23 protein-coding genes and 1 pseudogene are annotated in these 20,841 nt (G+C 68.3%); 10 read left to right on the top strand and 14 right to left on the bottom strand.

Annotation, left to right across the window (positions count from 1 at the left end):
- Positions 1 to 10: 10 nt before the first annotated feature.
- The 5 genes and pseudogenes from E0H45_RS21555 to E0H45_RS21575 all read right to left on the bottom strand — a co-directional run bounded on the left by E0H45_RS21555 (position 11) and on the right by E0H45_RS21575 (position 3,314).
- Entirely contained in the window at positions 11 to 1,177 is a 1,167-nt protein-coding gene (locus tag E0H45_RS21555; protein WP_131339921.1) for a transketolase C-terminal domain-containing protein, read from the bottom strand.
- Complete coding sequence (locus tag E0H45_RS21560) at positions 1,161 to 1,742, bottom strand: 2-oxoacid:acceptor oxidoreductase family protein (RefSeq protein ID WP_131339923.1); 582 nt, start codon at positions 1,740 to 1,742, stop codon at positions 1,161 to 1,163. The genes E0H45_RS21555 and E0H45_RS21560 overlap by 17 nt, the downstream gene beginning before the upstream one ends.
- Before the next feature lie 5 nt (positions 1,743 to 1,747).
- On the bottom strand, positions 1,748 to 2,743 hold the full coding sequence (locus E0H45_RS21565) for a PEP/pyruvate-binding domain-containing protein (RefSeq protein WP_131339925.1): 996 nt from the start codon (positions 2,741 to 2,743) through the stop codon (positions 1,748 to 1,750).
- Between the two features lie 18 nt (positions 2,744 to 2,761).
- Positions 2,762 to 3,052: pseudogene (locus E0H45_RS21570) on the bottom strand (type I glyceraldehyde-3-phosphate dehydrogenase); the annotation flags it as partial.
- Between the two features lie 55 nt (positions 3,053 to 3,107).
- Positions 3,108 to 3,314, bottom strand: a complete 207-nt coding sequence (locus E0H45_RS21575; protein WP_131339929.1) for a hypothetical protein — start codon at positions 3,312 to 3,314, stop codon at positions 3,108 to 3,110.
- Positions 3,315 to 3,449: 135 nt separating this feature from the next.
- Between E0H45_RS21575 and E0H45_RS21580 the strand changes: the two genes are divergently transcribed.
- Positions 3,450 to 3,797, top strand: a complete 348-nt coding sequence (locus E0H45_RS21580; protein WP_202872430.1) for a 2TM domain-containing protein — start codon at positions 3,450 to 3,452, stop codon at positions 3,795 to 3,797.
- Positions 3,798 to 3,831: 34 nt separating this feature from the next.
- On the opposite strand, the gene E0H45_RS21585 is transcribed toward E0H45_RS21580, so the two are convergent.
- The 5 genes from E0H45_RS21585 to E0H45_RS21605 form a co-directional block, all read right to left on the bottom strand.
- Positions 3,832 to 4,443: an Rv1733c family protein gene (locus E0H45_RS21585; protein WP_131339931.1), complete on the bottom strand. Its 612-nt coding sequence runs from the start codon at positions 4,441 to 4,443 to the stop codon at positions 3,832 to 3,834.
- 354 nt (positions 4,444 to 4,797) lie between these two features.
- A complete protein-coding gene (locus tag E0H45_RS21590) occupies positions 4,798 to 5,307 on the bottom strand; it encodes a DsrE/DsrF/DrsH-like family protein (protein WP_131339933.1) in 510 nt (169 codons plus the stop codon).
- A gap of 14 nt (positions 5,308 to 5,321) precedes the next feature.
- Positions 5,322 to 5,627: a TusE/DsrC/DsvC family sulfur relay protein gene (locus tag E0H45_RS21595; protein ID WP_131339935.1), complete on the bottom strand. Its 306-nt coding sequence runs from the start codon at positions 5,625 to 5,627 to the stop codon at positions 5,322 to 5,324.
- Positions 5,624 to 6,868 (bottom strand): type III sulfide quinone reductase, selenoprotein subtype, encoded by a 1,245-nt coding sequence (gene sqr, locus E0H45_RS21600; protein WP_131339937.1) that lies wholly within the window; start codon positions 6,866 to 6,868, stop codon positions 5,624 to 5,626. Before sqr ends, E0H45_RS21595 begins: the two co-directional genes overlap by 4 nt.
- 56 nt (positions 6,869 to 6,924) lie before the next feature.
- The gene (locus E0H45_RS21605) at positions 6,925 to 7,350 is read right to left on the bottom strand and encodes an Hsp20/alpha crystallin family protein (RefSeq protein ID WP_131339939.1); all 426 of its coding nucleotides are present in this window, start codon (positions 7,348 to 7,350) and stop codon (positions 6,925 to 6,927) included.
- Positions 7,351 to 7,502: 152 nt separating this feature from the next.
- On the opposite strand from E0H45_RS21605, the gene E0H45_RS21610 reads away from it, so the two are divergent.
- The 5 genes from E0H45_RS21610 to E0H45_RS42525 all read left to right on the top strand — a co-directional run bounded on the left by E0H45_RS21610 (position 7,503) and on the right by E0H45_RS42525 (position 12,179).
- The gene (locus tag E0H45_RS21610) at positions 7,503 to 8,519 is read left to right on the top strand and encodes a lysylphosphatidylglycerol synthase transmembrane domain-containing protein (protein WP_131339941.1); all 1,017 of its coding nucleotides are present in this window, start codon (positions 7,503 to 7,505) and stop codon (positions 8,517 to 8,519) included.
- A gap of 77 nt (positions 8,520 to 8,596) precedes the next feature.
- Positions 8,597 to 8,914 carry a hypothetical protein gene (locus E0H45_RS21615; protein WP_131339943.1) on the top strand — a complete coding sequence of 106 codons (318 nt, stop codon included), beginning with the start codon at positions 8,597 to 8,599 and terminating at the stop codon, positions 8,912 to 8,914.
- Positions 8,915 to 8,999: 85 nt separating this feature from the next.
- A complete protein-coding gene (locus E0H45_RS21620; protein WP_131339945.1) occupies positions 9,000 to 11,567 on the top strand; it encodes a cation-translocating P-type ATPase in 2,568 nt (855 codons plus the stop codon).
- Between the two features lie 193 nt (positions 11,568 to 11,760).
- On the top strand, positions 11,761 to 11,982 hold the full coding sequence (locus E0H45_RS21625) for a hypothetical protein (protein ID WP_131339947.1): 222 nt from the start codon (positions 11,761 to 11,763) through the stop codon (positions 11,980 to 11,982).
- A 56-nt stretch (positions 11,983 to 12,038) separates the two neighbouring features.
- Positions 12,039 to 12,179 (top strand): hypothetical protein, encoded by a 141-nt coding sequence (locus tag E0H45_RS42525; RefSeq protein WP_165546536.1) that lies wholly within the window; start codon positions 12,039 to 12,041, stop codon positions 12,177 to 12,179.
- Between the two features lie 301 nt (positions 12,180 to 12,480).
- On the opposite strand, the gene E0H45_RS21630 is transcribed toward E0H45_RS42525, so the two are convergent.
- Positions 12,481 to 12,756, bottom strand: coding sequence for a DUF1876 domain-containing protein (locus tag E0H45_RS21630; protein ID WP_131339949.1), 276 nt, complete (start codon positions 12,754 to 12,756; stop codon positions 12,481 to 12,483).
- A gap of 513 nt (positions 12,757 to 13,269) precedes the next feature.
- Here E0H45_RS21630 and E0H45_RS21635 point away from each other — a divergent pair.
- A complete protein-coding gene (locus tag E0H45_RS21635; RefSeq protein WP_131339951.1) occupies positions 13,270 to 15,672 on the top strand; it encodes a glycoside hydrolase family 65 protein in 2,403 nt (800 codons plus the stop codon).
- Between the two features lie 169 nt (positions 15,673 to 15,841).
- Here E0H45_RS21635 and E0H45_RS21640 read toward each other — a convergent pair whose 3' ends face one another.
- The 3 genes from E0H45_RS21640 to E0H45_RS21650 are packed head-to-tail and all read right to left on the bottom strand — an operon-like array spanning position 15,842 to position 18,368.
- Positions 15,842 to 16,330, bottom strand: a complete 489-nt coding sequence (locus E0H45_RS21640; RefSeq protein ID WP_131339953.1) for a hydrogenase maturation protease — start codon at positions 16,328 to 16,330, stop codon at positions 15,842 to 15,844.
- Positions 16,327 to 17,622 carry a Ni/Fe hydrogenase subunit alpha gene (locus tag E0H45_RS21645; protein ID WP_131339955.1) on the bottom strand — a complete coding sequence of 432 codons (1,296 nt, stop codon included), beginning with the start codon at positions 17,620 to 17,622 and terminating at the stop codon, positions 16,327 to 16,329. Before E0H45_RS21645 ends, E0H45_RS21640 begins: the two co-directional genes overlap by 4 nt.
- On the bottom strand, positions 17,619 to 18,368 hold the full coding sequence (locus E0H45_RS21650) for an NADH-quinone oxidoreductase subunit B family protein (RefSeq protein WP_131339957.1): 750 nt from the start codon (positions 18,366 to 18,368) through the stop codon (positions 17,619 to 17,621). The genes E0H45_RS21645 and E0H45_RS21650 overlap by 4 nt, the downstream gene beginning before the upstream one ends.
- A 107-nt stretch (positions 18,369 to 18,475) precedes the next feature.
- Here E0H45_RS21650 and E0H45_RS21655 point away from each other — a divergent pair, with 107 nt between their 5' ends.
- Genes E0H45_RS21655 through E0H45_RS21665 form a run of 3 tightly spaced genes read left to right on the top strand, consistent with a single transcriptional unit; the run spans position 18,476 to position 20,811 of the window.
- Complete coding sequence (locus tag E0H45_RS21655; RefSeq protein WP_131339959.1) at positions 18,476 to 19,567, top strand: 4Fe-4S dicluster domain-containing protein; 1,092 nt, start codon at positions 18,476 to 18,478, stop codon at positions 19,565 to 19,567.
- Positions 19,560 to 19,997, top strand: coding sequence for a Crp/Fnr family transcriptional regulator (locus tag E0H45_RS21660; RefSeq protein WP_131339961.1), 438 nt, complete (start codon positions 19,560 to 19,562; stop codon positions 19,995 to 19,997). Before E0H45_RS21655 ends, E0H45_RS21660 begins: the two co-directional genes overlap by 8 nt.
- Positions 19,990 to 20,811, top strand: coding sequence for an FAD/NAD(P)-binding protein (locus E0H45_RS21665; protein ID WP_202872431.1), 822 nt, complete (start codon positions 19,990 to 19,992; stop codon positions 20,809 to 20,811). Before E0H45_RS21660 ends, E0H45_RS21665 begins: the two co-directional genes overlap by 8 nt.
- Positions 20,812 to 20,841 lie beyond the last annotated feature (30 nt).

Genomic DNA, 20,841 nt, shown 5'->3' on the forward strand with positions numbered 1-20,841 from the left:
TCCGGTCCTCTCAGCTCAGCTCTCGCTCGACCACGTCATGCTTGAGATCCAGGAAGGTCAGCGGTTCGAGCCGATCGGCGACGGCATCGGTGAGCAGGCCGCGCAACGACTTCTTCGTCACCGGCCGGCCGCCGAGTCCCGCGATCACCGTGGTGATCGGTTTGTCCGGCACACTGCCGCAGACGTCGGCCGTGACGATCCCACCCATTCCGGCCGCGAGCGCCCGTTCGAGTACGACGACCCGTCGCGCACCGCGCAGCGCTGCCCGAACAGCGTCGTACGGGAACGGCCGGAACGTCGTCAGCCCCAGTACGCCGATGCTCACGCCCTCGGCGCGGAGCTCGTCGACGGTGTCCTTGACCGTTCCGAGTACAGATCCGAGCGCGACCACGACCGTGTCGGCGCCGAGGCAGCCGTACGGCCGAACCAGGCCGCCGGAGCTCCGCCAGAAGGTCGTCGCGAACTCGTCCGCCACCCGGGGAATCACCTCGAGAGCCCGCAGATGCTTCGCATGGGCCAGGTAGCGGACCTCGGTGAAGGCATCGGGGCCGACCATCGCCCCGATCGTCATCGGATCGTCCGGGTCAAGCACCTGTTGCGGCCCGAACGGCGGCAGGAACGCGTCCACCTGCTCCTGCGACGGCACGTCGATCCCCTCGACGGCATGCGTCAGGACGAATCCGTCCATACACACCATCACCGGCAGCGACAGCTCCTCGGCGATCCGGAACGCCTGGACGTGCAGGTCGGCTGCCTCCTGATTGGTCTCGGCGTACAACTGGATCCAGCCCGAGTCGCGCTGTGACATCGAGTCGCTGTGGTCGTTCCAGATGTTGATCGGGGCACCGATCGCACGGTTCGCGACCGTCATCACGATCGGCAGACCGAGCCCGGAGGCGTTGTAGAGCGCCTCGGCCATGTACAACAGGCCCTGGCTGGCGGTCGCCGTGTAGGCACGGGCGCCGGCCGCGGACGCGCCGATCGCAACCGACATCGCACCGAACTCCGACTCGACGTTCACGAACTCGCACGGCGCCAGCTCACCGGAGGCGACCAGCACGCTGAGCGCTTCGACGATGTGCGTCTGCGGAGAGATCGGATAGGCGCAGACGACCTCGGGCCGGCACCGTGCGACGGTCTCGGCGACGGCGCGCGAGCCTTCAATCTGTGATCGCATGAGCAGCCTCCTGAAGGGATCGGCGAGCCAGGTCGTACGCGTCGCGAACCGCCGCGACGTTGCCAGTGGCAACGGAACCGGAGAACCGCTCCCGGACGGCCGCGATGACGGACTCGACCCGCACCTGCGCTGTGAGGGCGGCGAAAGCGCCCAGCAGTACGGCGCCGGGCAACGGCCGGCCAAGGTGAGTGAGCGCCAGCTCGGTGGCCGGAACGGTCAGCACCCGGTCAGGCCGGTCGACCGCGTCCAGACCGAGCTCGGCCAGCGATCGGGACGTGTTGACGAGCAGATAACCATCGGCCCGGAGGCCGGCCAGGACGTCGGGCTGGTGAATCAGCGTCGCGTCCTGAATGATCACCGCATCCGGCGCGGCGATCGGTTCGTGGCTCCGGATCGGCTGGTCGGCGATCCGGCAGAAGCCGACCACCGGCGCACCGGTCCGCTCCGAGCCGAAGGTCGGAAACGCCTGCGCCTGCCGGCCCTCGTTGAACGCCGCGACGGAGAGCAGCTCGGCTGTCGTGACCACTCCCTGGCCGCCGCGGCCGTGGATCCGCACCTCGAACATCGCGCTCACCGGAGCCGTGACGCGGACGGCTGGAAGACAGCTCGGCCGCGGGACCGGATCGTCACCGCGGGTGCCACACCCGGCCGGACCTCGAGCAGGTACAGCTCGCCGGTGTGTCCGTCCTTCGCCCAGTCGAGCGTCGTCGGACGGCGGAAGTGTTTGTCGGCCACGACCGACCAGCGGGCGAGTTCCTGAAGCTCCTCGTCGGTCAGCACGAGGGCGGCGCGTTCGGCGGGCGTCGTCGGAACAGGCCGCGTCCCGCGCGGGTCGGCGTACACGGTCTTGGTGAGTTTGGCGCCGCGGTGCCGCACGATCAGCGGACGCGCGCCGGGGTGGACCGAGTACAGGTCGGCATCGGCCTGCGGTGGTTCGCCCAGGCCCCAGGACGCGCGGACCCGGACGAAGGTGTTCTCGCCGCGGGCCGTGCCCGAGCCACCGACGTCGGCACGCACCATCCGCTGCACGGTCACCGGCATCACGGCCTTCAGGTGGTCGATCGCCTCGGCCTCCCGGTTGCCGACGGCAACGGCGTTGTAGAGCGACGCGAAGCACCGCCGGCAGGCCGCGACGACATCTGCGCCGCTGGTGAGGTGCAGGAAGACGTCGTCCTGGACGGCGTCCGCGGACGCCACCGGGCTGCAGCGGACCGCAACCTCCGTGCCGTCACCACCCAGCTCCTCATACGCGTCGAGGATCTCGTCGGCCACTGCTGCGGGCAACGACGCGTCGCAGAAGGCCGAGCGGATCTTGGCCGCTGCCACGACGAGGTCGCGACCGGCGCGGAATCTGCGGATCTCTTGGGCGATCGTCGGGGCGAGCCCAGCGTGGTGGACGAATTCGCGGTACGCCTTAGCGGTCACCGCGAACCCCTCGGGGACGCGGATGCCTTCACGCGCAAGCTCGGCCAGCCGGGCTGCCTTCACACCGATCTGCTCCGGATCAACGTCCGCCTCGAACCGCATCGGTTCACCGTCGAGCCGTACGACGTACTCGCTGTTCATCTCATCCTCCTGAACTGCTCACAGTGAGGCGGCGACGAGCTCGGTCAGGTCGACCAGGCGGCTCGTGTAGCCCCACTCGTTGTCGTACCAACCGAAGACCTTGACCAGGTGGCCCTGGACCTGGGTGAGCTGCGCCTCGAAGATGCACGACGCCGGATCACCGACGATGTCACGCGACACGATCGGATCCGTCGTGTAGCGCAGGATTCCCTTGAGCGGACCGGCCGCGGCATCGGCGAACGCCTGGTTCACCTGCTCGACCGTGACCGGCTCCGAGAGCTCCACCGACAGGTCGGTGAGCGAACCCGTTGATCCCAACCCGTACGCTCATGATCGACCCTTCAGTCGGTGGTATCCGTCGTACTCATTCCACCCGCGCCGGTGGTGGTGCTTGCAGGGGCGAAGGTCCCGCCTTCGGCTGCCGGACGACCGCCAGCGTCACGAGGACCAGTCCCAGCAGGAGCGTCAGGCCCGCGCTCGTCAGCACGGCGATCCACGCCCACTCCAGCGCCGGCGCAGTCGCTCCGACATCGGCCCGGACGTCGTCGTACTCATCACGCTCTCCCGTCACTCGTCCATCGAGTCCAGCGTCGAACCGAATCGGCCGCGCGAGCAGGGCCGAACGTCCCGCACAAGGCACGTCTTGCTGCCCTGACCGGCCGACGCCCACCGATGGACGGTGGAAGTGACGAGCAAGGAGGCAGTCATGGACGACAAGACAATGCTCGACAAGACAGTGCTCGACACGACAAAGGTCGACGGGACGGCGGTCGACCGGACCGGTCCGGCGCCCACCGACGACGACCTGCGCGAACAAGCGGTGACAGAGCTGCGCAAGCGGCGTGAGCTCGCCGGTCACCTGCTCGCGTTCGTCCTGGTGAACACCTTCGTGGTGATCATCTGGTACGTCACCGGCGCCGGATTCTTCTGGCCGGTCTTCCCGATCTTCGCCTGGGGCATCGGCATCGTCTTCCACACCTGGGACGTGCTCTGGCCCCAACCCACCGAGGCCTCGATCCGCTCCACCATGGACCGCATCGCCCGCCACCGGTGACAAGTTGCGCGGAGCCGGCGGTGGCCGGCTCCGCCTACTTCTGGCCGTGGAGCCAGCGGGGAGCCACGGTGTCCCACTCGGCGTCCCAGTCCCGGGAGCGGCGGCGGTCCAGTGGCAGCCGGGCCAGGCCGAACAGGCCCCACAGAAGGAGCCACGAACCCAGCACAGTGAAGATCCCGGCCGCTACACCGAACGCGGCGCTGTCGGAGCGGGAGCGCGGCGCGGTCACGATGCTCCCGGAGCTGTCGATCCAGATGGTCACCTCGACGCCGGCTTTCGTTCCCATCGCGACACTCGCGGTGGCTTCGCGGTCCACGCCCTGCGGGTCGGTGTAGGAGACCCGGGCACGCGACAACACGTCCCCAGGGGCGCTGGGAACCATGCGCTCTGTGCTCCCCAGAGTCCGCGCCGACACCTCGTGCAGGACGGCCCGTTGCTGCGCTGCCGTCGCGTTGAGGGAGTCCCGGACGCCTGTCCCGACCGCCGCGCCTGCCGGGGCCAACAGCAACGCCGCGATCACCGCACACCACAACAGAGCGGTCTCGGCCCGATCCGACCACCGACGCAACGGGTTGCGTCCGAATCCGAGTCGGCGGGTCTGCAGGAGCACCCACAACTCCCCAGAACGTTGCTTTCCGGTGCTCATGGCGACCTCCTCCAAGCCGTCCAGTCTGGATACAGGGGACCGGCTCTCCGGAGCGGGGCCGTCTTGACGACGGTGGGTCTCGTGGCCCCTGGCCACCTCTTCCTGGTCCGCTTCCGGCGAGCCGGTAGTCCCCCTGCATGTCCAGATTCGCGCGACGAGCGATTCGTCGTCAGGGCCCAAGGTCCCGTTTTCCCCGGACCACCTGACCCGCGTACTCGGTGATCAGGACATCCTCGGCGGTACGTCCTCCGTAGCCGCCAGATCGCGTACGACGGGAATCCCGCCGGCGACCCGCGAGCCCAGGGCACCCTCCACGGCGCAACCGGGTTTGGCAGCGGCCCTCAAGTGCAGCGATCAGATGAAGAGGAGTTGGGCGCCTTCGGTCTTCTCGATGAAGTCGGCGGCGCTGATGATGGCTTCGACGTCGTCGTACAGGTCGGACTCGTCGAGATGCATCATGTCGGCCGACATCCGGCAGGCCCACAGGTGGCCGCCTGATGCGACGATCTGTTCCAGGAACTCCGGTACGTCGGGGACGCCGACGTCCTGGATCTGCTTCTTCATCTGATGAGTCGCCATCGCGGTCATGCCGGGAAGCCCGCCGAGACCTTGTGGCATGTGCGTAGCCGTGTTGCCGAGCATAGTGAATTTCAGGTCGTGCATCCGCGACTTGGTGATCATGTCGAAGCCCCAGAAGGTGAAGAACAGGTGCGTCTCAACCCCTTCGCCGAGGGCGGCGTTGGCCAGGATCAGGCCCGGGTAGGCCATGTCGAGGTTGCCCTTCGAGCAGATGATGGCCAGTTTGCGGCCTTCGGTTGCCTCGTCGCCGAAGTTCGGGACGGTCAGCGGCATCGTCGTGGTCATGTCGGTTCCTTCTCTCACACGCAACCGCGGGGTTTCGGCAGGCCGGCGACGTACGCCATCTTCTTGGCCGGCTTGCCGGGGAACAGGGCGAACAACTGTTTGACCGGGATGCCGGCCAGCGTCGACACCCGGCGCAGTGTGGCGGTCTCGCCGTGCGTCGGGTAGTCCTCGCGCAGGAAGCGGATCGCCTTCCAGTGCTCGTCGCTGAGCTCGATCCCGATCCCGGCAGCGAGCTGTACGGCGAGATCGTCGGTCCACTCGTCGTACTCGGTCAGGAACCCCTCAGCGTCGGTGTGGATCTCACGGTGGATCGTGGTCATGGTCGGACCTCCTCGTCCGGTCGGTGTTTGCCGCTCATGGACATCCGGCTCGGTATAGGCAACCAGCGGCCCTTGACCAGCAGATTCCAGTAGATCCACCGGAAGGCGAGCTTTCCCCAGTGATTCGCCTTCGTCTCATGGAGCAGGGACAGCGGACCGAGACGTCCGAACGGGAAGCGTCCGGGAAGTGGTTCGGTGTCGTAGTTGAAGTCGATCAGCAGGCCCTTGCCGTCGCCGGTCTCGACGAAGCAGTTGGCGTGCCCGTCGAAGCGGTGCGTCATCGCCAGGCCTTCGACGTACTGGAAGAAGTTCTCGACGAAGATCTCGCTCGAGAAGTGGGCCACGGATCCGGCCTTCGAGGTCGGTAGGTCGTTGGCGTCGCCAATGGCGAAGATGTCAGGGTGTGCGCGGGACTGCAGGGTGTGTTTGTCCACCGGCACGTAGTTCAGCTCGTCGCCCAGCCCGGACGCGCCGATGAAGTCGGCGCCCATGTTGAGCGGCACGGTGACCAGCAGGTCGTAGCCGATCTCGCGCTCGTCGTAGCTCACCAAGGTCTTGCGGTCGGCATCGACCCGTTCGACCAGGAAGTCGGTCTCGACGGTGATCTTCCGCTCGTCGAGCAGCCGGCCGAGGTACCGCGACGCGATCGGCTTGGTGAACGCGCCGTCCAGCGGCGTCACGTACACGATCTCGACCTGATCCCGCATCTCACGCCAACGGAAGAAGGCCTCCGCGAGGAACGTGAACTCCAACGGCGCGACCGGGCACTTGATGGGTTGTTCGACCACGTGTACGACAAGCCGCCCGCCGGTGAACCCCTGCAACGCGTCGCGTAGTGCGAACGCACCGTCGTACGTGTAGAAGTCGTGGATGCTGTGACGCCACTCCGCGCCAAGCATGCCGGGTGTCTGGTCCGGCCGCGAACTGGTGCCGGTGGCGATGACAAGGTAGTCGTAGCAGACCACGTCACCGTCGAGGAGCTTGACCGACTTCCGTTCCGGGTCGACAGCCGCGACCTCACCGATCAGCAACTCGATCCCGGCACGCAACAGTCTGCGACGGGGCTTCAGCAGATCTTCCCGGCCACCGAAGGGGACGAACAGCAGCCCCGGCTGGTACAGGTGGTCCGGGACCCGGTCGATCACCGTGATCCGCCAGTCCTCGAGCACCAGCCGGCGCCGCAGCTTGTTGGCCACCACCGTGCCGGCGGTGCCACCGCCCAGGATCACCAACCGCTTCATTACGCGTCCTTTCACGACGGGGCCCGGCCGGAGGCGGCCGGCCGGGCCAGGGTGTGTCAGTCGGTGTGCTCGATCGTGATCGCGCGCGCCTCAGCAGGTTTCGCCGAGATCGGCACGGTCACCTCGAGGATCCCGGCCGTGTACTTCGCGACGACCGCCTGCTCGTCGGCTCCGTCCGGCAGCAGCACCCGGCGGGTGAGCGTGCCGTAGTGGAACTCGGAGCGGGCTGCGTCGTGCTCCTCCTGCAGACGAGTCGCGGAGATGGTCAGCATCCCGTTCGCGACCTCGACCTTGATGTCCTTCTCCGGATCCAGACCGGGCAGCTCCGCGCGTACGACGTACTTGTCGTCGTCGGTGAACTCCTCGATCCGGACGCCGCGCATCGTGGCCGGCAACGTGAACAGATTCGGCAGGCCCTCGGCCCAGTCGAACAGATCCGCGAACTGCCGCCGAGTGTCCCGGTGCTGAATCGTCGTCACCATCGTGTCTCCTTCCGGTTGCCCGTCCTTACACCTCCACCCCACCTCGCGCAGGGTCACAGCAGCAGGGCCTTCCGCACCGGATCACCCCGGACCTTCGGCCCTCCCACACCGCCGTTCGGCCAGGCAAGCTGCATCGTGGAAGGGAGCGACCCATGGACGGTGCGACCGGGCCCAGGCCCGCCTGGCACCGGTGGGTCTGGTCCGCAACTTCGCTCGTGGTCGTGTTCGCCGTGGTCGAGTACGTCGTCCTCCCGAAACTCACCTTGGCCCGCGAATCCCTCGCCCGCGTCGCACATCTCAACCCGGCCTGGGTCATCGCCGGGATCGTGCTCGAGGCCTGCTGCTTGGTCAGCTACTCGCTTTTCACTCGTGCTCTGCTGGGCAGCGGGCAGGTGCGGTTCTCCTGGATCCTGCGCACCGACGTCACGGGGTACGGCGTGAGCCACGTGATACCGGGAGGCGCGGCAACAGCGACCGCCATTCGCTTCCGGCTGCTGCAGGCCGGTGGCGCGCGACCGTCCAACATCACGGCAACCATCACGGCGGAAGCCATCGGCTCGTACGCCGCGCTGCTTCTGATCGCCTGGCTGACCTCGATCCCCGCCCTGTTCCTGCGGGACGCGACCTCGGCGTACCTGATCATGTTCCTGATCGGCCTGGCCGCCATGGCCAGTTGCGTACTCGCCGTCCGCGAACGATCCGCGCTCGAGCGACTCGCCGCACGCCTGCTGCGTGCCTCGCTCCATCGGCTTCCCCGCCGGACGCGACCCTGGATCGCCTCGGTCGCGCTCCGGCTCCGCGACCTCCTGGCCGATCACGAGGTGCGCAGGGCGTTCCTGATCTGGGCGACCTTGAACTGGCTGCTCGACGCCGCCGTCCTCTGGACGTTCCTCGCCGCCTACGGCGAGCCGCTCAACCCGATCCCGTTGCTCCTCGCGTACTGCGCCGCCAACCTGGCGGCCGCCGTACCGCTGACGCCCGGTGGCATCGCCGTGGTAGAGGGCATCGCGATCTCGACCCTCCTCGGCTTCGGCGTCGACGGCCAGGCCGCCGTACTCGCGGTTCTGTCCTGGCGTCTCGTGCAGTTCTGGGGACCAGTTCCGGTGGCCGGCCTGTGCTACCTGAGCCTGCAGGCGCAGAGCGCAACGGCCCGTGCGAAGCAGGACTAACGCCCCGTGCGCCGAGTCCCGGCACGACAGATGCTCGAAGCGCGGAGTCTCCTCCGTACGCCGAGGAAGGAGCCATCATGTCCAAGTCGTCGACCACCGAGGTCCGTCGGGCTCCGGCTTCCTCCAGCAGCTGGTTCGTCTGGATGACCGGACTGTGGATCGTCTTCTTCGTCCTGATGCAGAAGAGCCAGCTCGACGATCTCGCCACCTGGATTCGCGACCTGCCGATCGTGGTCGAGATCCTCACCTGGATCGTGTTCTTCCCCCAGGTCCTGGCCACGGCCGTCTGGACGAGCGACTGGTCCGAGGGGCTGCGGGTCACACTGGTGGTCCTGTTCGTCTTCGTCTGGACCCTGCTGTCGCTGCCGCGACCCAAGCCATACGGCCGGCGGTAAGTTCGGTGAGACTACGGGTTCGCGATGCCGTTGCGGTCCTTCTGCTCGACCGCGCCGGGTCGCGGCGCGACGTCGAACCTGACCGATGACCGTTCGGCAGGCGCCTCCGCGCGGCCTCTCCTCGGACCAGGCCGCGCTCGCGCTGATCGAGCACGGGCCGAACACGATTCCGGCTCCCCGCCCACCGTCGACCTGGCGGCGAGTGCTGATGCAACTGCGGGACCCGATGATCCTGCTCCTCCTCGCCGCCGCGGTCCTTACCGCAAGCCTCCGTGACCTCACCGACCTGGCCGTGATCCTGGTCGTGGTCGTGCTCAACACCACCGTCGGCGTCATCCAAGAAGTACGTGCCGAGCACGCACTCGCCGCTCTCAACCGGCTGGCCGCCCCGCAGGCGACCGTACGGCGCAACGACCGCACCGCCGTCATCCCGTCGGCCGACGTCGTACCGGAGGACGTGATCCTGCTCCAGGCCGGCGACGTCGTACCCGCCGACCTCGAACTCTTCGACGCGATCCAGCTCCAGGCCGACGAATCCACCCTCACCGGCGAATCGGTCCCGGTCGAGAAGGACGCGACGGACGAGTTGTACGCCGGAACCGTCGTGACCCGCGGTCGCGGCGCCGGCACCGTTACCCGGACCGGATCGGGCAGCGCACTCGGGCGAATCGCCGCGCTGCTGTCGAACCAGCGGCCGCGGGCGACTCCGCTGCAACGCAGGCTGGCCGCGCTCAGCCGCATGCTGAGCATCGTGGCCGTCGCACTGTCCGCGATCGTCGCCGTCGCCGGTCTCGTCCGCGGACTCCCGTTGCCGAGCATGGTCGTGACCGCGGTCAGCCTCACGGTGGCCGCCGTACCCGAGTCGCTGCCCGCGGTCGTCACGTTGGCCCTCGCCATTGGCGCCCACCGGATGGCGCAGCGAGCCGCGGTCGTCCGCAAGCTGCCCGCGGTCGAGACGCTCGGCGCGGTCACCATGGTCGCCACCGACAAGACCGGCACCATCACCGAAGGCCTCATGCAGGCCGAACGCCTGTGGACCGAATCCGGCACGGCAGTCGCCACCGGCACCGGCTACGACCCCGCCGGTGACCTCGTACCACCCGGCGTCTCCCCCGACGTTCAGCATCTGCTGCGCGACGTTGCCCTGTGCAACGATGCTGCGCTGCGAGCGCCGACGGACGACGACCCGGCCTGGCGACCGATCGGTGATCCCACCGAGGCCGCGCTCCTCACGCTCGCCCACCGCGGAGCCGTCGACCCCGACGACCTCCGCGCTGCGTACCCGCGAACGCACGAGTTGCCCTTCGACAGTGCGCGCAAACGGATGACCACCTTCCACCTGTCGCCCGGATCCGACGACGTCCTCGTGATCGGCAAGGGCGCCCCGGAGGTGATGCTCACCCCCGACGTCACGCCGTACGGCGACCTCGATCACGCCAAGGCAGTCGCGGCCGAGCTATCGGAAGCCGGCTACCGCGTACTCGCCGTCGCGGACAAACTCGTGCCGCCGAGCGCTCCCCGTACCGAGAACGGACTGCGGCTCGTCGGCCTGATCGCGATCACAGATCCGGTACGGCGCAACGCCGCAGACGTCGTCGCCACCTTCGGCGAGGCCGGGATCGGCCTCCTGCTCATCACCGGCGACGCACCCGGCACCGCGCTCGCGGTCGCGAACCGCATCGGTGTTCACAACGGCGATGTCGTCACCGGCTCGGACATCGACAACGGGAAGGACCCGACCAGCGGGCACGTCTTCGCCCGCATCCGTCCGGAGCAGAAGCTCGACATCGTGCGCGCCTGGCAGGACCACGGTCACGTCGTCGCGATGACCGGCGACGGCGTCAACGACGCCCCAGCCCTCCGCCGCGCCGACATCGGCGTCGCGATGGGCGAAGGCGGTACCGAAGTCGCGCGGCAAGCCGCTGACCTGGTCCTCACCAACGACGACCTCGGCACCATCGAGGCCGCGATCGAGGAAGGCCGGCGGATCTACACGAACATCCGCACGTTCCTCCGTTATGCGTTGAGCGGCGGTCTCGCCGAGGTCCTGGTGATGTTGATCGGTCCGCTGCTCGGCTTCGCCGTACCGCTGCTGCCCGGCCAGATCCTGTGGATCAACATGCTCACTCACGGTCTCCCCGGCGTCGCCATCGGCGCGGAGCCCGCCGACCCCGAGACGATGCAGCAACCACCGCGCTCACCCCAGGAACAGATCCTCGGTGCGGGCCTGTGGAAGCGAATCGCCTTGACCGGCGCACTCATTGCCACCGTCACCATGACAGCGGCCATCTGGGCCCGAAGCGTGGGAGCACCGTGGCAGACCATGAGCTACCTCGTACTCGGTCTCGCCCAGCTGGGTGTCGCCATCGCACTCCGCCGGCCGAGTCCGCCCGACGGCAGGCGGCTGCGCTTCCTCGACCTCGCGGTGGCCGGCGCGTTGGCTGCTCAGGTGCTTCCGCTGGCGCTCGCACCACTGCGAGACCTGCTCGGCCTGCAGGTCTTGAACGTCACCGAGATCCTGTGCGCGCTTGCACTGGCCTCGGTACCAGGCCTCGCCACCGCGATCGGCTGGCACATGCGCCCCGCCCGAACCAGCCTCCACCGCACCTGGACCTGGTGGCGTGCCGGCCGCAAACGCCTCACGAAACACTGACCCCGCACCCACCCCACCCGACTTTGAGAAGCCACCGACCATTTCACTGGCGCCGAGATGGTTGGTGGCTTCTCAAAGTCGGGTCCGTCCAGCGCGGGGCAGGGCCGTCCGGTCCATTGGGGGCGGGAACTTCTGCTCTGTTGGGTGAGCGCGTCGGGGTGTGTGCTGATGGTGTGAGAGGAAGGAGTCGGCCATGAGCGACCTCGAGAACAGGCGCGCCCAGCGCGACGCGCAACGCTCCGCCGCAAGCCGCCGATCCAGCGGCCCGACCGCAGCCGAGAAGGCACTCATCCGCCACCTCGGCGTCGAGGCCTACAAGGAACGCCACCAAGCCGAGCCTGCGCCGGGAACGACCGGCGACGAGGCCGGCAAGTCCGAGTCCGAAAAGCCGGCGGGGCGATCGAGCGATCGGTGACCTTCGTCGTACAGCGGCGGGCGGGTGCCGCTCGCCGCCGATCGAAGGAGAAGCGGATGAACAAGCACCGAACCGGCGCCGACACCGAGAAACTCCCCCGGTGGAGCCGACCCGTGCGGATCGGAATCCGGCTGATCGCGATCGCCGTCATCGCGATCTTCGTCGCGCTGACCGTGGCACAGCTACTGGACTTCTGACGGGAGTCCAAGGACAGCGCGCGGCCCCGGAGGGCGTGCGGCACGACGTCATGGCGCCCGCGCGGACCCGGCCCGTGGCCGCGCTCGCGACACGTGCGACGGCTTCCAACTGTCCGGAGCCGCCAAGCGTGGAACCGTCCGGGTCCGGCGGCGTAGCCGACTCCGGTCGAACGCAGCCTGCCGCTCGGTGTCACGTGGATCGGCGCTGCGGACGACGACTGCTCGAGCTGCTTCCAGGTCTTCGTCCTCACCGCCGCCCGGTCGGGCCTGCAGGAGTCCAGCCGGCAGCGAGCATCGCGTGTCAGCTCTTCAGGTGGACGTGCTTCTTGGTGATCTGCTCGATGTCGGACGCGGCGGCGTGGATCAGTTCGTGGGACAGATTCGACAAAGCTCGCGCGACCGCGAGCTCGTCGCCAATTTCGGCGACCTCGGCGTCCTCGGGATGGCGGTGCGCACTGCCGTGACCGACGAGATGAGTCTTGTCGTTCGTGTGCAGACGTGCCTCCGCGTTGGTGATCCGCTCGTCCTCGTGCTCGTCGATGAAGATGTCGACACTCCATCGTCTCGTCCCAGCCATCGCCGTCCCCTTTCAGTCAACTCAACCTCTATCCACCCTCCGCTCCCGAGACCCTCACGACCAGGGCCGTCCGGTCCAGCACCACGGGCACTTCTACCCTGCCGGTCCGGCTCGCTGACGACCGTCCGTGCCATTACCCGGGCAGACCCACGGTTGCCCCGTGCTCTGCCGCGCCAGCACATCCATGTGACCGTCACCGTTGTCGCCCGGCCCGGACACGGAGGTCATCGCGTTCCAGCCGCCACCGAAGCGCATCCAGATCAGCCACCGTTGAAATCGTTGTTCTTGACGACCAGTGCGGCCGGTGCGGCCGTCCGGGCCCATCCGATTCGTTCGCAGCGGATGCCTTCGACCCCCACCAAATCGGACTAGTGCGGAGTCGCTCTAGAGTCAAGGTCGCACAGTCCGTGACAGTGGTCCTACTCACCGCTCCGAGGCACGCCTGAGGCCCGCGAGGCCGGAACAGGACCTTCGGCTCTACGCGGGTCCCGGAGGGCAGCGCACAGTCGAGGCATGAGCGTCGCGCCTGAGTGGATTCTCGCGTTCAGCGGATACGACCCAGCGGACGAGCGCCGGCGGGAGGCGCTGTGCACGACCGGCAACGGGTACGTCGCCACGCGCGGCGCCTGGGCCGGATCGGTCGCGGGCGACCACCACTACCCGGGAACGTACCTGGCCGGCTACTACAACCGTCTGACCGACCGGGTCGACGAGGTGGGTGTCGAGAACGAGAGCCTGGTCAACCTGCCCGACTGGCTGCCGCTCGTGGTCGCCGTCGACGACGGGAACTGGCTGACGCCGGACAACAGTGAGGTGCTCGAGTACGACCTGGAGCTGGATGTCCGGCGCGGCGTCGCAACCCGCCGGTTCCGGCTCCGCGCCGGCGACGGCCGGGAAGTACGTGGGATCGAACGACGCTTCACCAGCATGGCCGATCCACATATCGCCGGCCAGACGCTCGCTGTCACGGTCGTAGGCTGGTCCGGCCGGCTCCGGATCGGCTCCGCGGTGCGCGGAAACATCACGAACTCCGGCGTCGAAAGGTACCGCAAGCTGGCTGCCCGCCACCTCACCGACCTCTCACCACTAATTGCCGATGGCAATCTTCTGGTCACGGCGACGACGAGCCAGTCCCGCCACCGGATCACCGTGGGCACCCGAACCGTTGCCTCCCACAACGGATCGGTCCGGCCCGACTGGAGCACCTCCACCGACGGCACCTCCGTGTACGCCGAACTCACGGTCGATGTGACGGCAGGGGACGTTGTCACCGTCGAGAAGGTCGCAGCGATCCACGGCTCGCGTGATGTGGGGATCTCCGAACCTCAGCTGGCCGCGCAACTCGCGCTGGGCAACGCACCGTGTTTCCGCGATCTGCTGGAGGCACATGTCCTGGCGTGGTCCCAGCTGTGGCGCCGGTTCGAGCTGGCTCTCGAGGAGTCGCACGACGGGGCACTCGCCGCGCTCCGGTTGAACAACTTCCACCTGTTGCAGTCGGTCTCACCGCACAGCATCGACGCGGATGCCGGCGTACCTGCGCGTGGACTGCACGGCGAGGCCTATCGCGGACATGTCTTCTGGGACGAACTCTTCGTCTTCCCGGTCCTGACGCTCCGGACACCGGAACTCACCCGCGCCCTCCTGCGCTACCGGCACCGCCGCCTTCCCGCCGCGCGGCTGGCAGCGCGGCAGGAAGGCTTCCCGGGCGCGATGTACCCCTGGCAGTCCGGCAGCGACGGCAGGGAGGAAAGCCCGCGACTGCACCTCAATCCCTTGTCCGGACACTGGACCGAGGACGCGACCTTCCGCCAGCGGCATGTCGGCCTGGCCGTCGCCTACAGCATGTGGCAGTACGTCGAGACCACCGGCGACGTCGACTTCCTCAGCGACCATGGCGCCGAAGTCATCATCGAGGTAGCCCGGTTCTTCGCCCACCTGGCCGAGTACGACGCGGCGCGCGACCGCTACGTGATCAAGGGCGTCGTAGGTCCCGACGAGTTCCACACGTCGTACCCGGACCGCCCGGGTCCTGGCATCGACAACAACGCCTACACCAACGTGATGGCTGTCTGGCTGTTCGGCATGGCCGCCCGCGCACTGGATCGGCTGCCGGCCTGGCGACGGATCGAACTCGTCGAGTCACTCGGACTCCGGCAGGAAGAGCGTAACCACTGGGACGAGCTCACCCGCCGCATGTACGTGCCCTTCCACGACGGCGTGATCAGCCAGTTCGAGGGCTACGAGCAACTTGCCGAGCTCGATTGGCCGCGGTACCGGACGACGTACGGCGACATCCGGCGGCTGGATCGGATCCTCGAGGCGGAAGGCCACGATGTGTCGTCGTACCAGGTCTCCAAACAGGCCGACGTCCTGATGCTGCTCTACCTCTTGCCGCGCCGGGACCTCTACAGCTCGATGGAGCGGCTCGGATACCCGCTGTCCGCCGCCCTCATCCGCCGGACGGTCAAGTACTACCTCGCGCGCACCTGCCACGGCTCCTCGCTGAGCGCCGTCGTCCATGCCTGGGGCCTGGCGGCCTTTGATCCCGACCGCGCACTGGCCTTCCTCGAGCAGGCCCTGCACAGTGACGCCGGCGACGCACCGCATACCGGAACCACCGCCGAGGGCATCCACCTCGCCGCGATGGCAGGCAGCGCCGACCTGATCCAGCGCTGCTTCACCGGACTGACGACGTCCAACGACGTCCTGCGATTCGGCCCCCGCTGGCCGGCCAAGCTCGGCACACTCCGCATGGCCTTGCGCTACCGCGGCCACAGGCTGGTGGCGGAGGTCTCGAGCACGGCCGTCACCGTCACCGTCGATCCGGGGCCGGGCCTTGCCATCGCCGTCCGATGCTACGGACACACACGACTGCTCAAGCCGGGCGACGCCCACACCTGGACGGCCCCGGGCTGAAAGTCCTCCGTGGAGGTGACGTTTGCCCCTCCGGTGCGGCGGCTGTCCGAGGTGTACTGAAGGTGGGCGAGGGAAGTCAGGCATAAGGGTCCGGAGCAGCGGTTCCCCAGCCGTTCACCGTACATCTCGGCCCGCTGCTGTAGCGGCGGTTGGTTTCCCCCGCTCCTTTCTATTGGGGCAGCGACGTCAGCTCGCGGACCACGGCGTGAACGAGTCCGGGCAGGGCTGCCGCGACCGGGGCTGAGAGCTCGGTGCCGAAGGCGACGTCGGCTGCCTCGACCGCATAGACGACGAGCCGCTGTGGCACGCGATCCAGCGCCTGTCCGAGCCTCAGGGCGTCAGGGATGCCGAGGCTGTGCGAACCAGCCGTATGCGGGTGGCTCTCGAGGTCCGGGGCGTCCTGGTGACCGTGGTCGTGGAGGGGCACGTCGGTGCGGTAGAACGCGCCTGGTGTCGACGGTTCGCACAGGACGGCGTCGACGACGATCACCAGCGGCACACCGACCCAGTCGTCGATCAGTCTTGCCGGCTCGCCGTCGGAGACGAGCAGCTTCACGTCGGGTAGCCAGCGGTCTTCGAGCGCGGCGATGAGGGCGGGCCCGATGCCGTCGTCGCGGCGGTACTCGTTGCCGACCCCGATCACCACAGCTGTCCTCACTTCCGCTCCACAGTGAGGTCCAGGAAGTGGGTCGAGCAGGAGATGCACGGGTCGTAGTTGCGGATCGTCCGCTCGCACAACCGGGTCAGCGGCTCGTCGGCGAGATGCAGGTTGGCCGACACTGTCCGCCGGAGGTCGTCCTCGATCGCGGCCTGGTTCTGCGAGGTCGGCGGCACGATGGTCGCCGACCGGACCTGGCCGTCGGCCCCGATCCCGTACCGGTGGTACAGCAGGCCCCGCGGCGCTTCGCTGACACCGTGCCCCACCCCGTCCCTGGCCGGTACGTCGACGTACGACGGCACCGGCGGGTAGTACGACTCGATCAGCCGCAGCGCCTCCTCGACGGCGTACACGGTCTCGACCGCCCGGACCACGATGCTCCGGAACGGGTTGCGGCACTCATCTCCGAGACCCGCGTCAGCCGCGAGGCCGAGCGCCAGCGGTGACAGTCGTTCGTGATTGAGCGTGTAGCGGGCCAATGGACCGGTGAGATACCGGCCGTCGTCGAGGCTGGCGTGCAGCGCGGTCGAGCGCTGAACGTGTTCCTCGACGACATGGTTGCTGAAGGCATCGACCGCGAAGGAGGCGCCGGCGGTGCGGCGCAGCGTCGTACCGCCCTCGATCGCGTAGCGGGCCGGATCGTGAACGGCAAGCAGTTCGTGGTCCAGCTCGAGGTCGGGGAAGTCGAATCCGGCCACCCAGTGGACCGTTGCGATCGCGGCGTCGAGCGCCGGTCGCAGTTGCTCGGCCAACCGGTCGAGTTGGGCACGCGTCGGCGCCGCGTAGAAGCCGCCGACGCGGACGTTGATCGGGTGGATCGCCCGGCCGCCGACCAGCTCCAGGATCGCGTTGCTGGCCTTCTTCAGCATCAGGCCACGTTCGACGAGGTCGCGATGGTCGGTCGCCAGGGCGATCGCGTCCGGGTAGCCGAGGAAGTCCGGCGCGTGCAGCAGGTAGATGTGCAGCGCATGGCTGGAGATCCATTCGCCGCAGTACAGCAACCGCCGCAGTTCGCGGATCGCGCCGCCGACCGGAACCCCGCAGGCGTCCTCGATCGCAGTGCACGCACTCGTCTGATAGGCGACCGGGCAGATCCCGCAGATCCGCGCGGTGATGTCCGGCGGCTCGGTGTAGCTCCGGCCACGCAACAGTGCCTCGAAGAACCGCGGGGGTTCGTAGATCTGCAGGTCCGCGCGCTCCACGTCACCGTCTCGCACGATGACGTGGAGCGCGCCCTCCCCCTCCACCCTGGCCAGCGAGCTCACCTTCAGCTGCCTCGCGCGGTGACTCATGACGACCAGCCTCCAGACGCGGCGTTGAAGGTGAGGAACACCCGTTCGACATCGCCCTCGCTCATCCCGCACTCCTGCAGCCGTGGGATCAGCGCTGCCACGTTGGGCTTCGTCATTGGGCCGAAGCAACCGAAACAACCACGTTTGTACGCCGGACACAGCGCACCGCACCCGGCATGGGTGACCGGACCGAGGCACGGCGTACCATCCGCAACCATCACGCAGGTCAGGCCGCGGCGCTTGCACTCGGTGCACACCGAGGTGTCCGGCAGGTCCGGCTTGCGGCCGGCCAGGAAGGCCGTCAGCACCTCGAGCAACTGGCGGCGGTCGATCGGGCAACCGCGCAACTCGAAGTCGACCGGGACATGATCGGCGATCGCCGTCGAGGTGGCCAGCGTCTCGATGTAGTCCGGCCGGGCGTACACCACCGACGCGAACTCGGCGACATCGCCGAAGTTCCGCAACGCCTGGATCCCGCCGGCGGTCGCACAGGCGCCGATCGCCACCAAAACGCGCGACTCCGCCCGGATCTGCCGGATCCGCTCTGCGTCCGCCGGCGTGGTGATCGAGCCCTCGACCAGCGTGACGTCGTACGGACCGGGCCGGACCGCGCTGGACGCCTCCAGGAAGTGCGTGATCCGCACCCTCCCGGCCAGCGTGAGCAGCTCGTCCTCGCAGTCCAGCACAGTGAGCTGGCAACCGTCACACGAGGCGAGTTTGAAGACCGCTAGCGTCGGAGTGTTCATCCCTGCGAGCACACCAGGTGGCGGGCGTGTCCACCAGGGACCGACGGCCGCCTCTGCCGGGACCTTCGACCCTGGAGTGGTACGGCGGGACGCAGCACGATCACGGCATGGGTCACGCGACGATCGACACCGACGAACTCGGCACGCTCGTTCAGGTGCTGATCGCCGACGGTTACCAGGTGATCGGGCCGACCATGACCGGCAGCGCGATCGAACTGGCCGAGCTGACCGATGCCGGCCAACTGCCCGCCGGCTGGGGTGTCGAGACAGGTCCGGGGCACTACCGCCTCCACCGGCGTGAAGACGACGCGATGTTCGCCCACTCCGCCGGACCGCAGTCCTGGAAGACGTTCCTGCATCCGCCCCGCCGCAAGCTGTGGTCATCGGATACGGACGGCTCGTTCCAGGGTGCAGACGAGGAGACGCCGCGGTACGCGCTGCTCGGTGTCCGCGGTTGCGACCTGGCCGCGATCGGGAAGCTTCGCGACGTGCTCGGCGGCGGCACGTATCCGGACAGCTCGTTCCAGGCCCGGCACCAGGCGTTGTTCATCGTGGCGGTGAACTGCACCGAACCCGGCGAAGTGTGCTTCTGCGCCTCCATGGGCACGGGTCCCGCCGCCGGACCGGGCGCGGACCTGACTCTCACCGAGATGAGCGATCACTTCCTCGTCGAGGCAGGTACGGACGCCGGACGCGAGCTACTCGCCCGGATCGACCATCGCGACGCGACCACGGACGAGACGGGCGCTGCACGATCAGCGCTCGAGATGGCCGCGCACCGGATGGGACGCGCGATGCCGGAGGTGGACCTGCGAGCGCTGCTGGCCGGTAGCCGCGAGTCGTCGCACTGGGAGGACGTCGCCGAACGATGCCTGACCTGTGGCAACTGCACGATGGTCTGCCCGACCTGCTTCTGCACCACGACCGAGGACGTCACCGACCTCACCGGTGACCATGCCGAACGCTGGCAACACTGGTCGTCCTGCTTCGAACTCGACTTCTCCCACGTGCACGGCGGCAGCGTCCGCAGCTCCGGTGAGAGCCGCTACCGGCAGTGGCTCACCCACAAGCTCAGCACCTGGTACGACCAGTTCGGCGGCTCCGGCTGCGTCGGCTGCGGCCGCTGCATCGCCTGGTGCCCCGTAGGAATCGACCTGACCGAAGAGATCAGCCGGCTCGCCGAGTCCGCTCATGACTAGCGCCGGCCTGTTCGACGGTCTGACCGCGACTGAGCGGGAGGCACTGCTCCGCGCTTCTCATGAGGAGTTCTACGAGGACGGCGACCGGCTGTTCGAGGAGGGCGGCCACGCCGGGTACTGCTGGCTGATCCGGAACGGGCGCGTCGCACTCGACACGACGGTTCCCGGCCGCGGTCATGTGGTGATCCAGACTCTCGGAGCCGGCGACCTGCTCGGCTGGTCGTGGCTGATCCCGCCGTACCGCTGGCACTTCGGCGCCCGCGCGGTCGGCACTGTCGAGGCGACGGTGTTCGACGCCGCACAGCTGAAGGTGCTCGCGGACCAGGATCCGCGGCTCGGCTACCTGCTGACGCAGCAGTTGCTGGCCGTCGTACTCGACCGGCTGCAATCCACGCGGGCACGGTTGCTGGACCTGTACAGCCATGACTGAGCCAATGCTGCCCGTCGGCTACCGGGTGATCGACCGCACGGTAGAGACCCACGACTCGGCCACGATTCAGCTGGAGCCGATCGACCGGTCGCTGGATCGCTTCCGGCCGGGCCAGTTCGCGATGATGTACGCGTACGGCGTCGGCGAGGTGCCGATCTCGATCAGCGGCATCGGCGACGACGGCACCTTGACCCACACCATCCGGTCCGTCGGAGCGGTCAGCCGGGCACTGCACGACGCACGGCCCGGGACCGTGATCGGTGTCCGCGGTCCGTTCGGTACGACGTGGGCACCAGAAGGTGCTGCTGGCAACGATCTCGTGGTGGTGGCCGGCGGCGTCGGACTGGCACCACTGCGTCCGGTCGTGCTGTCCGCGCTCGCCGCGCGATCGGCGTACAGCAGAGTCGTGGTGATCGCCGGGGCGCGGACGCCGGACGAATTCTTGTTCCGTGCCGAGCTGGATGCCTGGACAGCACGCGACGACCTCGACGTCGAGCTCACCGTCGACCAGCCGGCCGCGGGCTGGGACGGTACCGTCGGCTTCGTCACCGAACCGCTAGCCCGGCTCCGGCTCGATCCGGAGCGAACTGTCGCGTTCCTCTGCGGCCCGGAGCCGATGATGCGCTTCAGCGCCCGCGTCCTGCTCCGCGCACAGATGCCATCCGACCGGATCCACGTGTCGCTCGAGCGCTCGATGAAATGCGGAATCGCGTTGTGCGGTCACTGCCAGCTCGGACCCCTGCTGGTCTGCCGCGACGGCCCGGTAGTGACCTACACCGTCGCCGAGCCCTTGCTGACAGTACCGGAGCTCTGAGCCGCGATGAGTTCGCGGTGGCCGCACAAG

This window comes from Kribbella soli (assembly GCF_004331345.1).
Taxonomy (GTDB): domain Bacteria; phylum Actinomycetota; class Actinomycetes; order Propionibacteriales; family Kribbellaceae; genus Kribbella; species Kribbella soli.

What these genes read in the sequence shown, in the direction of transcription:
- E0H45_RS21555 (WP_131339921.1), bottom strand. Translation starts at nt 1,177, where the DNA reads ATGCGATCACAGATTGAAGGCTCGCGCGCCGTCGCCGAGACCGTCGCA.
- E0H45_RS21560 (WP_131339923.1), bottom strand. Translation starts at nt 1,742, where the DNA reads ATGTTCGAGGTGCGGATCCACGGCCGCGGCGGCCAGGGAGTGGTCACG.
- E0H45_RS21565 (WP_131339925.1), bottom strand. Translation starts at nt 2,743, where the DNA reads ATGAACAGCGAGTACGTCGTACGGCTCGACGGTGAACCGATGCGGTTC.
- E0H45_RS21580 (WP_202872430.1), top strand. Translation starts at nt 3,450, where the DNA reads ATGGACGACAAGACAATGCTCGACAAGACAGTGCTCGACACGACAAAG.
- E0H45_RS21585 (WP_131339931.1), bottom strand. Translation starts at nt 4,443, where the DNA reads ATGAGCACCGGAAAGCAACGTTCTGGGGAGTTGTGGGTGCTCCTGCAG.
- E0H45_RS21590 (WP_131339933.1), bottom strand. Translation starts at nt 5,307, where the DNA reads ATGACCACGACGATGCCGCTGACCGTCCCGAACTTCGGCGACGAGGCA.
- E0H45_RS21595 (WP_131339935.1), bottom strand. Translation starts at nt 5,627, where the DNA reads ATGACCACGATCCACCGTGAGATCCACACCGACGCTGAGGGGTTCCTG.
- sqr (WP_131339937.1), bottom strand. Translation starts at nt 6,868, where the DNA reads ATGAAGCGGTTGGTGATCCTGGGCGGTGGCACCGCCGGCACGGTGGTG.
- E0H45_RS21605 (WP_131339939.1), bottom strand. Translation starts at nt 7,350, where the DNA reads ATGGTGACGACGATTCAGCACCGGGACACTCGGCGGCAGTTCGCGGAT.
- E0H45_RS21610 (WP_131339941.1), top strand. Translation starts at nt 7,503, where the DNA reads ATGGACGGTGCGACCGGGCCCAGGCCCGCCTGGCACCGGTGGGTCTGG.
- E0H45_RS21615 (WP_131339943.1), top strand. Translation starts at nt 8,597, where the DNA reads ATGTCCAAGTCGTCGACCACCGAGGTCCGTCGGGCTCCGGCTTCCTCC.
- E0H45_RS21620 (WP_131339945.1), top strand. Translation starts at nt 9,000, where the DNA reads ATGACCGTTCGGCAGGCGCCTCCGCGCGGCCTCTCCTCGGACCAGGCC.
- E0H45_RS21625 (WP_131339947.1), top strand. Translation starts at nt 11,761, where the DNA reads ATGAGCGACCTCGAGAACAGGCGCGCCCAGCGCGACGCGCAACGCTCC.
- E0H45_RS42525 (WP_165546536.1), top strand. Translation starts at nt 12,039, where the DNA reads ATGAACAAGCACCGAACCGGCGCCGACACCGAGAAACTCCCCCGGTGG.
- E0H45_RS21630 (WP_131339949.1), bottom strand. Translation starts at nt 12,756, where the DNA reads ATGGCTGGGACGAGACGATGGAGTGTCGACATCTTCATCGACGAGCAC.
- E0H45_RS21635 (WP_131339951.1), top strand. Translation starts at nt 13,270, where the DNA reads ATGAGCGTCGCGCCTGAGTGGATTCTCGCGTTCAGCGGATACGACCCA.
- E0H45_RS21645 (WP_131339955.1), bottom strand. Translation starts at nt 17,622, where the DNA reads ATGAGTCACCGCGCGAGGCAGCTGAAGGTGAGCTCGCTGGCCAGGGTG.
- E0H45_RS21650 (WP_131339957.1), bottom strand. Translation starts at nt 18,368, where the DNA reads ATGAACACTCCGACGCTAGCGGTCTTCAAACTCGCCTCGTGTGACGGT.
- E0H45_RS21655 (WP_131339959.1), top strand. Translation starts at nt 18,476, where the DNA reads ATGGGTCACGCGACGATCGACACCGACGAACTCGGCACGCTCGTTCAG.
- E0H45_RS21660 (WP_131339961.1), top strand. Translation starts at nt 19,560, where the DNA reads ATGACTAGCGCCGGCCTGTTCGACGGTCTGACCGCGACTGAGCGGGAG.
- E0H45_RS21665 (WP_202872431.1), top strand. Translation starts at nt 19,990, where the DNA reads ATGACTGAGCCAATGCTGCCCGTCGGCTACCGGGTGATCGACCGCACG.